The organism is Pseudomonas sp. 2 (assembly GCF_056627435.1).
In genome coordinates this window covers 16,212-31,842 of sequence record NZ_JBWXNG010000005.1, presented here as the reverse complement: position 1 = coordinate 31,842, position 15,631 = coordinate 16,212, and the positions used below count along the sequence as shown (strand labels likewise).

The window sequence follows — 15,631 nt, the reverse complement described above, 5'->3', positions numbered from 1 at the left end:
CGAGAGGCCGGATCAGACGATACATCTTTATCGCCTGATCCATCGCATCGCGAATAAGTTCGCTCCTACAGGATCGAGGGTGCTTCAGCGAACGCTATTGCTTAACCCGCCAACCCGACGTAGACGTTCTGCACGTCATCGTGGTTGTCGATGGCTTCCAGGAACGCCTCGACTTCAGCCATCTGCTCGTCGCTCAGGCCCGATACCGGGTTTTTCGGGCGGTAGCCGATCTTCGCCGATTCGACGGTGAAGCCCTGCTCCGGCAGCGCCTTGCACACGGCGTCCAGGTCGGTGGTTTCGGTGTAGAACAGGGTCACGCCGTCGTCACCGGCTTCCACATCCTGGGCACCGGCCTCGATGGCGGCTTCGTCAGGATCGACGTCGGCCTTCTCGGCCACGGCTTCGATCATGCCCAGATGTTCGAAGTCCCAGGACACGGAACCGGCCGCACCCAGCTGGCCCTTGCGGAACAGCACGCGGATCTCGGCGACGGTACGGTTCACGTTGTCGGTCAGGCACTCGATGATCACCGGCACCTGATGCGGGGCGAAACCTTCGTAGGTCAGTTTTTCGAAGTGAACGTGCTCACCCAACAGGCCTGCGCCCTTCTTGATCGCCCGCTCCAGGGTATCGCGCGGCATCGAGGCCTTCTTCGCCTGCTCGACCACCAGACGCAGGCGCGAGTTCATGTCAGGGTCGGCGCCAGAACGCGCGGCAATCATGATCTCCTTGGACAGCTTGCCGAAAATCTTGCCCTTGGCGTTGGCTGCTGCTTCTTTGTGTTTGACCTTCCACTGTGCGCCCATGATTGCTCTCTTTGTTCCGGTGGCGATTGACCGCAAGGCTCGTCCGACATGGCGCGTCGGGCGGCTTTCGATAAATGCTTGAAAAGGGTGATCGATAATTCCTGCGCCGCTACGGATTGCCGGCGCCCGGCGCATTTTATACGCGATAGCGCCAGAAAAAACCCCTGTCGCGTGTTCCTCGATCAAACGGCGAGCGATAAGTTTCGAGGAAAACGGCATCACAGCGCACCGGATATGCAGATGCGGTTTGTAGGGCATTTCCGAAAATTCTGAAAGCGCCCTTTTGAACGGCGGGTTTTCGTACCCTCTGCCCCTCGAATTTTCAAGGCAGAGCGCCAATGCATCAGGACCAGCACGTGACAATGACGTTGACCTTCGCGCAGATGCCAGGCGATCTGCAGGTCATCGGCATCCAGGGCCGGGAGCGTCTGAATGCGCCGTTCTGCTTTGATGTCGACCTGGTCAGCCGCGAGGGGCAACTGGACTGCACGGCGTGGCTGGATCGCGATGCCAGCCTGAGCTTCACCCTGGGCCAATCCCCGGCCAACAGCGTCCACGGGCAGATCCACACCGCGCGGCGTCTGGTCAAGGGTCCGCAGCTGAGCCTGTACCGCGTGCGCCTGATGCCGCCGTTGCAACGCCTGGCCAGCCAGCCGAGGCGCCACACGTACAACGGCCTCAGCGTTGTGCAGATCATCGAGCAACTGGTCGGCCGTCACGCATTCAGGTTCGAGCACCTCACCGGCCAGTACCCGCCCAGGGAACATTGCGTGCAGTTCGACGAAAGCGATCTGCATCTGCTGCAAAGGCTGTGTGAAGAAGAAGGCATCAGTTATCGATTCGAACAGCGCGAACACGACTGCGTGGTGGTGTTTTGCGATGACCCTGCCGGCTTTCCCGAATGGCCCGTGGCGGCACAGGTCGAGCATCTGGCCGAGCAGTTCTCCAGCCGGACCTGCTACGCCAGCCATCTGGGCGAGGGCTACGCACCGCCACTGGCGATGGACGCCCGCCAACACGAAGCCGACAACCAGCCGCTCTGGTTGCCATGTGCAGCATCGAGCACCCCGGGGCACCGCCACCAGCTCAGCGTGCGGATGCTGGAACATCTGCGTTGCGAACGCCGGGAAATCATGGGACGCAGCACCCACCCCTGGTTCCGCTGCGGGCACGTGATCCGTATCGAAGGCCACCCGGATGCCCTGTTCAACGATCAGTGGCTGCTGACCGAGGTATGGCACCGCGCCCGGCGGCTGGAACCGCTGCGTGGCAGCGATGCGCAAAACGTTATCCGGATTCTTCAAGCCATGGCAACGGACGATCTGGCAAAGACCTTTGGAGCGGGTCCCCGTGACCTCGGCCAAGGCTTCGAGCAGTCGCGTCTGGAAAGCTACAGCAACCGGTTTCGAGTGATTCCCTGGACCATGCCCTATCGCCCGTCGCTGGAACACTCAAAACCGCTCGTGTCCGGGACCCTTCCCGCGACCCTGATCGACACCCGGGCCGATACCGCGGGCAGAGTGCGGATTCGTTACGACTGGCAAACCAGTGCTGCGGACAGCTGGGCCCGGCTGGTCAGCGGCATCGACACCCTGCAGGCGGGAGCGCGACTGCAGGTGGCGTTTTTCGAAGGCGATCCCGATCAACCCGTGGTGTGTGCCGTGCACAGCGATGATCATCCCCCGCTCACCCACCTGCACCACGTCCTGCACCTGGACGGCGCGGCGCAGCAAGCCCAGGGATCGATTGTGCAATTGCGTGATGGTGAGCGGCTGCACATCGACAGCCCGGTGGCGATGTCGCTGCGCAGTGCGTTGGCGACGCTGAACATGACCCGAAACGGCATCGACGGGCGCCCCCATGGGTCTGTCGTCAGGGTGACGGATCACGCCCCTGGGATCCAGGACCTGCAACTGATGCACCCGCAGGACCACCAGCGCCCGCTGGCACACTGCACCTGGTACATCGTACGCATGCCCACGCCTGATATGGCGCAGCTGGCGCGCATCCCGGCCCGCGACATCCTGTTCGAGGGCCAGAGCGACGCACAGGGCTGGCTTGGCCTGACACCCCAGGCGCTTGCCCGCCTGTATGGCTTCACACAACGCCCGGGCGATCCGCTGTGGCTGGTTCATCCCGGGCACTGTCGGCCTTTGCAGAGTTTTTTGCGGCGGTGCTGAAACGCTGGCTCAGCGGTGCTGGAAGTTCGGCTCGCGCTTTTCGATGAACGCCGCCATGCCTTCTTTCTGGTCGGCACTGGCGAACGCGGCATGGAACACCCGGCGCTCGAAACGCACGCCCTCGGTCAGGTTGACCTCGAAGGCGCGGTTGACGCTTTCCTTGACCATCATCGCCACCGGCAGCGACTTGGCGGCAATGCTCTGGGCGACTTTCAGCGCCTCTTCGAGCAGTTGATCCTGAGGCACGATGCGCGCCACCAACCCCGAACGCTCGGCCTCGACGGCATCGATCATGCGCCCGGTCAGGCACATTTCCATGGCCTTGGCCTTGCCCACTGCGCGGGTCAGGCGCTGGGTGCCGCCCATGCCCGGCAACACGCCCAGCTTGATTTCCGGCTGGCCGAACTTCGCGGTGTCGGCGGCCAGAATGAAGTCGCACATCAGGGCCAGCTCGCAGCCACCGCCCAGGGCAAAGCCGGACACCGCCGCGATGATCGGTTTGCGCCGGTTGGCCACTCGGTCGCTTTCGCTGAACAGGTCGTCGAGGTAGATCTGCGGGTAGGTCAGCTCGGCCATTTCCTTGATGTCGGCACCGGCGGCGAAGGCCTTGGCCGAGCCTGTGAGCACGATGCAGCCGATGTTACGGTCGCTTTCCAACTCATCGAGCGCATGGTTCAGTTCGTTGATCAACTGCGCGTTGAGGGCGTTCAGCGCCTCGGGGCGGTTGAGGGTGATCAGCGCGACGCGGCCTTTGATTTCCTTGAGGATGGTTGTGTAGCTCATGGTTGTTCTTCCGTTTGACTTTGTGGTCGGCCTTGCGGGCGCTCCCGCGGGCAAGCCCGGCTGCTACGGTATGTGCGGTGTACGCACTATTCGTGTTTAAACCAGCTCGATCGCCATTGCCGTCGCCTCGCCGCCACCGATGCAGATGGCCGCAACGCCGCGTTGCAGGCCGCGCTGCCTGAGGGCCGAGAGCAGGGTCACCAGAATCCGCGCGCCTGACGCGCCGATCGGATGCCCCAGCGCACAGGCGCCGCCGTTGACGTTGACCTTCTCATGGGGCAAGCCCAGCTTGCTCATGGCCACCAGCGCGACCACGGCGAAGGCTTCGTTGATCTCGAACAGATCGACTTCACTCAGCGCCCAACCGGTCTTGCCCATCAGCTTTTCAATGGCGCCAATCGGCGCGGTGGGAAACAGGCCCGGCTTGTTGGCATAGGCCGCGTGACCCCGAATCACTGCCAGCGGCTTGAGGCCCCTGCGTTCAGCTTCGGACTGGCGCATCAGCACCAGCGCCGCCGCGCCATCGGAAATCGAGCTGGAGTTGGCCGCCGTCACCGTGCCGCCCTCGCGAAACGCGGGCTTGAGGCCGGGGATCTTGTCCAGCCTGGCCTTGGGCGGTTGTTCGTCCTGGGTGATGGTTTTCTGCTCTTTGCCGACCGTGACCTGCACCGGCACGATTTCGGCATCGAAGCTGCCGCGCTTGATCGCCTCCTGGGCCCGGGTCAGCGAGGCGATGGCGAACGCGTCCTGGGCCTCGCGGCTGAAGCCTTCGAACGATGCGCATTCTTCGGCGAAGGTGCCCATCAGACGGCCGCGCTCGTAGGCGTCTTCCAGGCCGTCGAAAAACATGTGGTCGATGATCTTGCCGTGGCCCATGCGGTAGCCGCCACGGGCTTTGTCCAGCAGATACGGCGCGTTGGACATGCTTTCCATGCCGCCAGCGATCACCACTTCAGCGCTGCCGGCCAGCAACAGGTCGTGGCCCATGATCGCGGCCTGCATCCCCGAGCCGCACATCTTGTTCAGCGTGGTGCACAGCGTGCCATTGCCAAGGCCAGCACCCAGCGCCGCTTGCCTCGCCGGGGCCTGGCCCAGGCCTGCCGGCAGCACGCAGCCGAACAGCACCTGTTCGATATCCGCGGCGGCCACACCGGCCCGCTCGACGGCCGCGCGAATGGCCACCGCACCCAGTTGCGGCGCGGTCTGGCTGCTCAAATCGCCTTGAAACCCGCCCATGGGCGTGCGCACGGCGCTGACGATCACGACCGGATCCTGGCGTTCGTTCAGTGACATGATGTTTCTCCTCGATCAGCGGGTTCGATTAGCGAGCCGCCATGCGCAGGGCGCCGTCCAGACGGATCACTTCGCCGTTGAGCATGGTGTTTTCGATGATGTGGCGGACCAGCGCCGCGTATTCGGCGGGTTTGCCCAGGCGCTGCGGAAACGGCACCCCGGCGGACAGGCTCTCGCGCACTTGCGGGGTCATGCCGGCCATCATCGGCGTTTCGAAAATGCCCGGGGCGATGGTCATCACCCGAATGCCGAAGCGCGCCAGCTCCCGGGCGGCGGGCAATGTCAGGCTGGCGATCGCGCCCTTGGACGCCGCGTACGCGGCCTGGCCGATCTGGCCGTCGTAGGCAGCCACCGAAGCGGTGTTGACGATCACACCGCGCTCGCCGCCTTCATCGGCATCGGCCTGGGCCATGGCCGCCGAAACCAGGCGCAGCAGGTTGAAACTGCCGATCAGGTTGACGTTGATCACCCGGCTGAAACTGGCCAGTGCGTGGGGGCCTTCCTTGCCGAGGATCTTTTCGGCACCGACGATGCCGGCGCAGTTGATCAGCCCATTGACCTGCCCGAATTCGGCCAGGGTCTTGTCGACCGCAGCCTGGGCGGCGGCCTCATCGGTGATGTCGGTGACACTGGCCCGGGCGTTGCTGCCCAGTTGCCCGACCTGCGCCTCAAGGGCCTGGGCGTTGACGTCGACCAGCATGACGCGGGCGCCCGCCTCGATCAGCATCTGCGCCGTGGCCGCACCGAGCCCCGATGCGCCGCCACTGACCAGAAATACCTTGCCTTGGATCTGCATGAGGGTGTCTTCCTTACACTTTTATTGTTGTGGCTTTGATGACTCAAACAGCGAAATACTCCGCCCCCGAGGAAGAATCGGCAATAGTCAAAGCGCGCAGTGCGGGTGACGCTTTTGGGCAGCCTTCAGGCCTTGCGCTGCAACACCGCCTCCCCGGACTGCGCCGACAGCCGCCGGTTGTCCAGCAGGGCCAGCAAGGCAATCAGCGCAACCCAGAGGAACGTCAGCTGAAAATCACCAGTAGTCGCCTGGCCGGTGTTGCCATGCAGGTACATCGACCCGCGCAGCAACAGCGCGGCGATCGCCACGCCCAGGCCCATGCTCAACTGGAAGAACATGCTGAACAGGGTCGAGGCGTGACTCATCTGCGCCTTGGGCACGTCGGCAAAACCCAGCGTATTGAAGGCGGTGAACTGCATCGAGCGCGACAGGCCGCCAATGAACAGGATCAGCAGAATCAGCGGCCAGGCCATGTGCTCGTCGAGCAAGGCGCAGGCGGCGATGGCGATCACGCCGATCAGGCCGTTGGCCATCAGCACCTGACGAAACCCCCAACGCTGCATGACCATACTGGTAAACGGCTTCATCGCCAGATTGCCCGCAAACACGCCGAGCACCAGCAACCCCGAGTCGAACGCCGACAGGCCAAAGCCCAGCTGGAACATCAGCGGCAACAAAAATGGCAAGGTGCTGATAGCAATGCGAAACACCGAGCCGCCCAGCAGCGACACGCTGAAGGTCCGAATGCCGATCACCGCCACGTTCATCAGCGGCTCGGCACGTTTGCGCATGTGCAGCCACGCCAGCACGCCGCAGATCAACCCGGTGCCCGTGACCAGCAGGCCCGGCCAGTGACCGGTGCGCCCCTGCCCCAGCATTTCCATGCCGTAGAGCAAGGCGCAACAGCCGATGGCCACCAGCACGAAACCGAGCAAATCGAACGGCCGGTCATTCACCTCGTTGCGCGCCGGAATCAGCACCCAGGTGGCGATCAGCGCCAGCACGCCCAGCGGCAGGTTCAGGTAAAAGATCCACGGCCACGAGGCATGGGTGACGATAAAACCGCCCAGCGGCGGCCCCAACACCGGCGCCACCAACCCTGGCCAGGTGATCAGGGAAATGGCCCGCACCAGGTCCTTTTTCTCGGTGGCGCGCATCACGGCCAGGCGCCCGACCGGCACCATCATCGCCCCGCTGATGCCCTGCAGCACCCTTGCGGCGACGAAGGTTTCCAGGCTGGTGCTCATGCCGCAGAACAGTGATGACAGGGTGAACAGCACAATCGCACCGCCGAACACCTGCCGCGAGCCCAGGCGATCGGCCAGCCAGCCGCTGATGGGAATGAACGCGGCGATCGCCAGCATGTAGGCGCTCATGCCGATGTTCAGGTCCACCGCGGCCACGCCGAAGGTCCTGGCCATTTCCGGCAAGGCGGTGGCGATCACGGTGGCATCGAGGTTTTCCATGAAGAACGTCACCGCCACCAGCAGGGCGATGTGCGTCGATTGGCGTTGCGACATGCGCGCGGTTCCTTGCATCCAGTGGCGGGCGATGCTCTAGGGTAACTGTTTCAAGCTGTTACGGGCATCGCGAATTCACCTCAGTCACCAGTGCTTCAAGGAACCGGGCGATTATCGAACGCATTGCCGTCCAGCGAGATGACGCGGGGCTTTCGCAGAATTAACTATCTGGTACATTTTATTCAACCAGGCCGCTTTCCAACGCAGAGCCCCATAACAAGAGTGAACGACATGACCTCCACAGCTGCACGCCCTTCCATTCTCGCGGGCCTCATCGGCGCCGGCATCCAGGCTTCCCGCACGCCCTCCCTGCACGAACACGAAGGCGATGCCCAGGGCATGCGCTACCTGTACCGGATCATCGACCTGGACGCCCAGAAGCTCGACGTCACCGCCCTGCCGCAACTGATCGAAGGTGCTCAGCGCACGGGGTTTACCGGGCTGAACATCACCTTCCCGTGCAAACAGGCGGTGATTCCCCTGCTCGATGAGCTGTCGGTCGAGGCGCGCAGCATCGGCGCGGTCAACACCGTGGTGTTCCGCGACGGCAAGCGCATCGGCCACAACACCGATTGCCTGGGGTTCGCCGAAGGCTTTCGTCGAGGGCTGGCGGATGTCGCCCGCGGCCGCGTGGTCCAGATGGGTGCCGGTGGCGCCGGAGCGGCGGTGGCCCACGCGCTGCTCAGCGAAGGCGTCGAGCAGTTGAGCATTTTCGAGGTCGACCCCGGCCGCGCGCAGAGCCTGGTGGACAACCTCAACGCGCATTTCGGCCCCGGCCGGGCCAAGGTCGGGCTGGATCTGCCGACGGCTGTGGCCCAGGCCGACGGGCTGGTCAATACCACGCCGGTGGGCATGAGCAAGTTGCCGGGTACGCCGGTGGCGGCTGAGCTGCTGCATGCGCGGTTGTGGGTGGCGGAGATCGTCTACTTCCCGCTGCAGACGCAACTGCTCGCCGACGCCCGACGCCTGGGCTGCCGCACGCTGGACGGCAGCACCATGGCGGTGTTTCAGGCAGTGAAGGCGTTCGAGTTGTTCACTGGCGAGAAGGCCGATGCGGCGCGGATGCAGGCGTTTTTCAAGACGCTGTAAGACTCACGCGGGTCGAAACTGTAGGAGCGAATTTATTCGCGAAGATCTTTCAGGCGATAGAGATGCAGCGCATGAATCATTTTCGCGAATGAATTCGCTCCTACAGGAGGGGCGTCTGGCCTCGGGTTGATTCGCGATCAACCGAGGATCGCGTGCGCCCCGGCTCAGGGCATCAGATACCGCGTCACCGAATCGCTGATCATCGCCTTGTGCCGTTCGCGGGTGTCCTGGTTTTCCAGGTCGATCTGGAAAATCTCCGAGAACGTGTGGCGGTTGGACACGCGATAGAAGCAGAACGAGCTGATCAGCATGTGCAGGTCCACCGCCTGTACACCCTTCCTGAACACCCCTTCCTGTTCCCCGCGACGCAAGGTCTCGTCCAGCGCGTGCAATACGTTCTGGCTCAAGGCGCGGATGGTCGGGGACTGTTTGACGTTGTCGCCGTTGTGGATGTTCTCGATGCAGACGATGCGCACGAAATCGACGTTGCGGTCGTGGTGATCGAAGGTGAACTCCACCAGCCGGCGGATCGCGTCCATGGGCGCGAGGACGTCGAGCTTGAGGCTGCTTTCAGTGTGGCGAATGTCGCCGTAGAGCTTCTCCAGCACCTCGGCGTAGAGCTGTTCCTTACTGTTGAAGTAGTAGTAGATCATCCGTTTGGATGTCTGGGTGCGTTCGGCGATGGAGTCGACGCGGGCGCCTGACAGACCCTGGGCGACGAACTCGGCGACGGCAGCCTGGAGGATGCCGTCGCGGGTCTTTTCCGGATTGTTCTTGCGGCCCTTGCGTGGCGCCTCTACGGGCGCTTCTGCGAGGGTATCGTCGACATTTTTCATGCTGGGCTCACGACCACGGTTCAATCGCGCCAGTATGAGCCCCATGACCGCGTTACGGAAGCGGCATATGCCAGCTTGCCATCAGCCCTTCACAGGCGGGTCTGGCGCGTCGAGCCGCTGCGCGACTTGGCCATCGCCGCCAGACGCACCGCTACGTTGGCGGCACCGTACCCGACATAGCCGTTCTTGCGCTGCAGGATTTCGAAGAAAAACCGCCCGTCGAACGCCTCGGTGTAGACGTGAAACAGCTCGCCGCCGTTGGCATCGCGGTCATACAGCACGTTGTAGTAGGCCAGTTCGCTGAGGAACTCGTCGTCGAAGTCGAAACGCGCCGCCAGATCGTCGTAATAGTTGAGCGGGATATCCAGCAGCTGCACGCCCGCCTCCTTGGCGCGAGCGACCTGGGCGAAGATGTCGTCACAGGAAAACGCGATGTGATGCACGCCCGAGCCACGATAACTGGACAGTGCGTGGGAAATCGCCGTGTTACGGTTTTCCGAAATGTTCAACGGCAGGCGCACCGTGCTGCACTGGCTGCGCAGCGCGCGGCTTTTCACCAGCCCGTAAGGGTCAGGCAGCACCACTTCGTCGTCGGCTTCGAAGTCCAGCAGGCTCTTGTAAAACAGCACCCAGCTGTCGAGGCTGTCGGCGGGCAGCGCCATGGCCATGTGATCGATGCGTTGCAGCCCGCCCTCGACCGGTGCCGTGGCGTTGACATTGAAGTCGCTGTCGTAGATCGACTGCCCCGGCGCTGCGCCTTCGACCAGATAGATCAGGCTGCCATCCGGCGCACGCACCGCCGGGATTTCCCGCTCGTTCGGCCCGACCAGCCCACGATAGGGCTGGCCCTTGTACTGCCGTGCTCGCTCGAGCGCAGCATCGGCGTTGGCCACGCGCAAGGCGGTGGCGCACAGCGAAGGACCGTGGGATTCGAAAAAACTGTGGGCGAATGAATAGGGTTCGGCGTTGAGCACGATCTTGATGTCGCCTTGCCCCAACAGGCTCACAGCCTTGGAGCGGTGCTGGCCGAGCCTGGCGAAGCCGAGATTTTCCAGCCAGCCGGCCAGACGCGCGCCCTGGGCGTCATCCACGGCGAACTCGAGAAACTCGACACCGTCATAGGTGCTCGCCGCGGGCGGGCTGAACAGCAGTTTCGGTTCGACCGGCTGCTGCTCTTTTTCCAGCAACAGGCGAGTCTTTTCCTCCAGATACAACAGCGAACGCAGACCGTCGGCGGCATTGGCCCGCGGCGGCGCGGCGCGGAAACCGTCGTTGAAGATTTCCAGCGACAGTGGCCCCTTGTAGCCACTGCGCAGGATCGGCGCGAGGAAGCCCGGCAGGTCGAACTCGCCCTGGCCCGGGAAGCAGCGGAAATGCCGGCTCCACTCCAGCACGTCCATGGCCAGCACCGGTGCATCAGCCATTTGCACGAAAAAGATCTTGTTGCCGGGAATGTCGGCGATCGCGCTCGGATCGCCCTTGAGCGACAGGGTGTGGAAGCTGTCGAGCAACACGCCCAGCGCCGGATGGTCGACCTGGCGCACCAGATTCCACACCTGCTGCCAGGTGTTTACGTGATGGCCCCAGGCCAGCGCCTCGTAACCCACCCGCAGATTGCGTGCACCGGCGCGCTCGGCCAACAGCGACAGGTCGTCGAGCAGGATGCTTTCTTCACCGAGGGAGTCGGCTGCGGTGTTGCTGCACACCAGCACCAGGTCAGTGCCAAGTTCCTGCATCAGGTCGAACTTGCGCTCGGCGCGGTCGACGTTGCGCTGCAGGCGGTCGCGGCGACATCCCTCGAAGTCGCGAAACGGCTGGAACAGCGTGATGGCGATGCCCAGATCGGCGCACATCTGCCGCACGTTGCGCGGGCTGCCATCGTAGTAAAGAAGGTCGTTCTCGAAGATTTCAACGCCGTCGAATCCGGCGGCGGCAATGGCTTCGAGCTTTTCCGGCAGGGTGCCGCTCAAGGAAACGGTGGCGATCGAGCGCTGCATGTTCTGACTCCTGACTGAAGGCACCTGAAAGAGCGTTCTTGTGTGCGTGCTCAGGTGTCAAAGCGATTATTCTCCCGGTATTCTGCCACTGCAATTTAAATGTACGGACTGGTTAGTTTTGTGTTCGATAATCGCCCAAAAGCGTCCTCAGTCAATTGACGGTCACGGCCCCGGCGCCCAACATCGACTGCACATTGTCGGACAAGGACACGGTTTCAACCGATGCCAGGCATCGCCCAGCGACACCCGAACAAGACCATAACAATTCCAAGACAGGTTAAATGCTCATGCGCTCATACCCTGCTACGCCTGCGCCGGCCGCAGCCACGCCCGTGCACCCCCACGCCGGAATCGGCGAAAAGATCCGTGGCGCCCTCGCCGTCGGCAAGACCCGCTGGGGCATGCTGGCCCTGGTGTTCTTCGCCACCGCCCTGAACTACATCGACCGCGCCGCCCTGGGCGTGATGCAACCGATCCTGGCCAAACAGATGAGCTGGACGGCGATGGACTACGCCAACATCAACTTCTGGTTCCAGGTCGGCTACGCCATCGGCTTCGTGCTGCAAGGCCGCTTCATCGACAAGGTCGGCGTGAAACGCGCGTTTTTTCTCGCCGTGTTGCTCTGGAGTTTCGCCACCGGCGCCCATGGCCTGGCGACCTCGGCGGTGGGTTTCATGGTCTGCCGTTTCATTCTCGGCATGACCGAAGCGGCCAACTACCCGGCTTGCGTCAAGACCACACGGTTGTGGTTCCCCGCCGGTGAACGCGCGGTGGCCACCGGCATCTTCAACGCCGGCACCAACGTCGGCGCCATGGTCACCCCGGCGCTGTTGCCGCTGATTCTCAGCGTGTGGGGCTGGCAGGCGGCATTCATTTGCATGGGCACCCTGGGACTGGTGTGGGTCATCACTTGGCGCCTGAAATACTTCAACCCTGAAGAGCACCCCACTGTCCGCCAGAGCGAACTGGACTACATCAACCAGGAAAGCGAACCCGAGCCCGTCGCCGAGAAGGTGCCGTTCTCACGCATCCTGAAAATGCGCGGCACCTGGGCCTTCGCCCTGGCCTACGCCATGACCGCGCCGGTGTTCTGGTTCTACCTGTACTGGCTGCCGCCGTTTCTCAATCAGCAATACAACCTGGGGATCAGCGTGACGCAGATGGGCATCCCGCTGATGCTGATCTGGCTCACCGCCGACTTCGGCAGCATTGGCGGCGGCATTCTCTCGTCGTGGCTGATCGGTCGCGGCATGCGCCCTGCCACCTCGCGGCTGATCTCGATGCTGATCTTCGCCCTGACCATCATCTGCGTGGTGTTCGCCGCCAACGCCAGCGGATTGTGGGTGGCCGTGGCCGCCATCGCCCTGGCCGTCGGCGCGCACCAGGCCTGGACCGCCAACATCTGGAGCCTGGTAATGGACTACACGCCCAAGCACATGATGAGCACGGTGTTCGGCTTCGGCGGCATGTGCGCGGCCATCGGCGGGATGTTCATGACCCAGATCGTCGGCGCGGTGCTGACCGCGACCAACAACAACTATGCGGTGCTGTTCACCCTGATCCCGGCGATGTACTTCATTGCGCTGCTGTGGCTGTACTTCATGGCGCCGCGCAAGGTCGAGGCGGCCACCGAGTGATTTGACTGGCGGCAAAAAATAAAGGGCTGCACGATCATGTGCGGCCCTTTTTGTTTGCATCAAACCTGCGTGGATAACGTAACTGTGGGAGTGAGCTTGCTCACGAATACGTCAGGACCTTCAAACATATGGGGCAGGTCACACCGCGTTCGTGCGCAAGCTCACTCCCACTGGCGTCACTGCTATCCACCCTTCTTGCGCTGCTGCCACGCCGCCGCCAGGCCGCTGAGGCAGATGATCGCGATGCCTGCCTGGGCTGTAAGGGATGGCGCGTGGTTGAAGACGATAAAGCCCCACAACCCGGCAAACACGATCTGGCAATAACTGAACGGCGCCAGGATCGCCGGAGCGGCGAAGCGGAAGGCCTGGGTCAGCATCAGGTGCGCGACCATCCCGCAGGTGCCCAGCGCCAGCATGAACGGAATGTGTTTCCACTCCGGCGCTTGCCAGAAGAACGGCACGATGGCGCTCATCAACAGGGTGTTGAACAGCCCGGCGAAGAAGTTGCTGGTGGTCGGGCTGTCATGGGGTGCAACCAGCCGGGTCAGCAATTGATAAAACGCGAAACACAAGGCCGAGGCCAGCGGCAGCAGCACCGCCGGGGTGAACAACTCGCCACCGGGATGGACAATCACCATCACCCCGCTGAAACCCACCAGCACCGCGACCCACTGCCCTCGGGTGACCTTTTCCTTGAGCAGCGGCACCGACAGCGCCGTGACCAACAACGGCGCAAGAAAGTTGACCGCCGTGGCTTCGGCAATCGGGATGTACATCAGGCCCGTGGTGAACAGCAGGCTGGTGCCGAGCAGGCACATGGCCCGCAAGGCCTGCAGCACCGGCTTTTTGGTGCGCAGTACGCGCAGCCCCGCCGACGGCATGAAGATGCACGCCATCAGCCCCGTGTGCACCACGTAACGCACCCAGACCACCATCATGATCGGGTAGATGCCGGACAGGTATTTGGACAGGGTGTCGTGGGTGGAAAACAGAAACGTCGCCAGGACAATCAGCGCGATGCCCTTGAGTGGCTGGTTGACGCCGGAGAGCGGCGTGCTCGGGGTACTCATCAGCGGTCCTTTGGTCTTGCATGAATACGCTGCCGGGTCAGTGGCCTGGCAGTAGCTGCGTTGCTTCTTCAAGAGCACTCGATAGACAGGGAAAGCATATAGAAGGCGTTGTCAGATCACCAAGGAAACATGAAACATTATGAAAGTATTCCTCGCTGGATTGACGTCGTTTCCTACGCAGCTCGCACCACTGCCCTACGGCTTCTAAACAATCATCCCGCAAACTGATTTAAGTAATGTACTAACCGGTTAATTAACGTTCGATAATCGCCCACAACCGGGTCTGGCCAATTGAACGGCCCACCCCGCCCTCGCACCATGGACCTGCGTTTCGCCTTGCCAATAACTACAAAAAAGGTCCACTCGATGCACAACAAGTCTGCTGTTCTCAGCTCGCTCTGCGCCGCCGTCGCCCTCTCGCCACTGGCCGCCCAGGCCGATGGATTCGTCGACGATGCCAAGGTCGGCCTGAACCTGCGCAACTTCTTCATCAACCGCAATTTCGTCGACCCGGCCAACGCGCAAAGCGGCGCACAGGAGTGGACGCAAAACTTCATCCTCGATGCCCGCTCCGGCTATACGCCCGGCACCGTCGGCTTTGGCGTTGACGCGCTGGGGCTGTACTCGGTCAAGCTCGATGGCGGCAAGGGCTCGGGCGGCACCCAGCTGTTGCCGATTCACGATGACGGCCGCCCTGCCGACGACTTCGGGCGCCTGGCGGTGGCGGCCAAGGCGAAGGTTTCCAATACCGAATTGAAAGTGGGCGAATGGATGCCGGTGCTGCCCATCCTGCGCGCCGATGACGGCCGCTCGCTGCCGCAGACCTTCCGTGGCGGGCAGATCACCTCCAGAGAGCTTGCTGGCCTGACGCTGTACGGTGGCCAGTTCCGCGGCAACAGCCCGCGCAATGACGCGAGCATGGAAGACATGTCCATGACCGGCAAGGCGGCGTTCACCTCCGATCGCTTCAACTTCGGCGGCGCCGAGTACAGCTTCAACGACAAGCACACCCAGGTCGGCGTCTGGTACGCGCAACTGGAGGACATTTACCAGCAGAAGTACCTCAACCTGATCCACAGCCAGACCCTCGGCGGCTGGACCCTGGGCGCCAATCTGGGGTACTTCACCGGCAAGGAAGATGGCAGCGCGCGGGCGGGCGATCTGGACAACCGCACCTGGTCGGCGCTGCTGTCGGCGCGATATCAGGCCAGCGTCTTTTATGTCGGTTTGCAGAAAGTCAGCGGCGACAACGCCTGGATGCGGGTCAACGGCACCAGCGGCGGCACCCTGGCCAACGACAGTTACAACTCAAGCTTCGATAACGCCCGCGAGCGTTCGTGGCAGGTGCGCCATGACTTCGATTTCGCCGCGCTGGGCGTACCGGGGCTGACCCTGATGAACCGCTACATCAAGGGCGACAACGTGCACACCGGCAGCATCACCGATGGCGAGGAATGGGCGCGGGAGTCGGAGTTGGCCTATGTGATCCAGGCCGGGAGCTTCAAGAACCTGTCGCTGCGCTGGCGCAACTCGACCATGCGCCGGGATTTCAGCAGCAACCAGTTCGACGAGAATCGGTTGATCGTCAGTTACCCGATTTCGGTGTTGTAACCGAATCTACATG

The 15,631-nt window shown here is 62.8% G+C and carries 12 protein-coding genes; 4 read left to right on the top strand and 8 right to left on the bottom strand.

Annotation, left to right across the window (positions count from 1 at the left end; genetic code table 11):
* Positions 1-101 precede the first annotated feature (101 nt).
* Entirely contained in the window at positions 102-806 is a 705-nt protein-coding gene (locus AC1MEK_RS09925; protein WP_480396097.1) for a YebC/PmpR family DNA-binding transcriptional regulator, read from the bottom strand.
* A 362-nt stretch (positions 807-1,168) separates the two neighbouring features.
* Between AC1MEK_RS09925 and AC1MEK_RS09920 the strand changes: the two genes are divergently transcribed.
* Positions 1,169-2,986: a type VI secretion system Vgr family protein gene (locus AC1MEK_RS09920; RefSeq protein ID WP_480396414.1), complete on the top strand. Its 1,818-nt coding sequence runs from the start codon at positions 1,169-1,171 to the stop codon at positions 2,984-2,986.
* Positions 2,987-2,995: 9 nt separating this feature from the next.
* Here the strand turns inward: AC1MEK_RS09920 and AC1MEK_RS09915 are convergent, their stop codons facing one another.
* From AC1MEK_RS09915 to AC1MEK_RS09900, 4 genes are all read right to left on the bottom strand, one after another.
* A complete protein-coding gene (locus AC1MEK_RS09915) occupies positions 2,996-3,769 on the bottom strand; it encodes an enoyl-CoA hydratase (protein ID WP_480396096.1) in 774 nt (257 codons plus the stop codon).
* A gap of 96 nt (positions 3,770-3,865) precedes the next feature.
* Positions 3,866-5,062: an acetyl-CoA C-acyltransferase gene (locus AC1MEK_RS09910; RefSeq protein WP_480396095.1), complete on the bottom strand. Its 1,197-nt coding sequence runs from the start codon at positions 5,060-5,062 to the stop codon at positions 3,866-3,868.
* A gap of 28 nt (positions 5,063-5,090) precedes the next feature.
* Positions 5,091-5,858: an SDR family NAD(P)-dependent oxidoreductase gene (locus AC1MEK_RS09905; RefSeq protein WP_480396094.1), complete on the bottom strand. Its 768-nt coding sequence runs from the start codon at positions 5,856-5,858 to the stop codon at positions 5,091-5,093.
* Between the two features lie 125 nt (positions 5,859-5,983).
* Positions 5,984-7,378, bottom strand: a complete 1,395-nt coding sequence (locus tag AC1MEK_RS09900; RefSeq protein WP_480396093.1) for a DHA2 family efflux MFS transporter permease subunit — start codon at positions 7,376-7,378, stop codon at positions 5,984-5,986.
* A 231-nt stretch (positions 7,379-7,609) separates the two neighbouring features.
* On the opposite strand from AC1MEK_RS09900, the gene AC1MEK_RS09895 reads away from it, so the two are divergent.
* Positions 7,610-8,467, top strand: a complete 858-nt coding sequence (locus tag AC1MEK_RS09895; protein WP_480396092.1) for a shikimate dehydrogenase — start codon at positions 7,610-7,612, stop codon at positions 8,465-8,467.
* A 164-nt stretch (positions 8,468-8,631) separates the two neighbouring features.
* On the opposite strand, the gene AC1MEK_RS09890 is transcribed toward AC1MEK_RS09895, so the two are convergent.
* Both AC1MEK_RS09890 and quiC read right to left on the bottom strand, forming a co-directional pair.
* A complete protein-coding gene (locus AC1MEK_RS09890; protein WP_480396091.1) occupies positions 8,632-9,303 on the bottom strand; it encodes a TetR/AcrR family transcriptional regulator in 672 nt (223 codons plus the stop codon).
* Positions 9,304-9,392: 89 nt separating this feature from the next.
* Positions 9,393-11,300 carry a 3-dehydroshikimate dehydratase QuiC gene (gene quiC, locus AC1MEK_RS09885; RefSeq protein WP_480396090.1) on the bottom strand — a complete coding sequence of 636 codons (1,908 nt, stop codon included), beginning with the start codon at positions 11,298-11,300 and terminating at the stop codon, positions 9,393-9,395.
* A 287-nt stretch (positions 11,301-11,587) separates the two neighbouring features.
* On the opposite strand from quiC, the gene AC1MEK_RS09880 reads away from it, so the two are divergent.
* Positions 11,588-12,937 carry an MFS transporter gene (locus AC1MEK_RS09880; RefSeq protein WP_480396089.1) on the top strand — a complete coding sequence of 450 codons (1,350 nt, stop codon included), beginning with the start codon at positions 11,588-11,590 and terminating at the stop codon, positions 12,935-12,937.
* 182 nt (positions 12,938-13,119) lie between these two features.
* Here AC1MEK_RS09880 and AC1MEK_RS09875 read toward each other — a convergent pair whose 3' ends face one another.
* Positions 13,120-14,007: a DMT family transporter gene (locus AC1MEK_RS09875; protein WP_480396088.1), complete on the bottom strand. Its 888-nt coding sequence runs from the start codon at positions 14,005-14,007 to the stop codon at positions 13,120-13,122.
* 366 nt (positions 14,008-14,373) lie between these two features.
* On the opposite strand from AC1MEK_RS09875, the gene AC1MEK_RS09870 reads away from it, so the two are divergent.
* On the top strand, positions 14,374-15,618 hold the full coding sequence (locus tag AC1MEK_RS09870; protein ID WP_480396087.1) for an OprD family porin: 1,245 nt from the start codon (positions 14,374-14,376) through the stop codon (positions 15,616-15,618).
* The last annotated feature ends 13 nt before the right edge of the window (positions 15,619-15,631 follow it).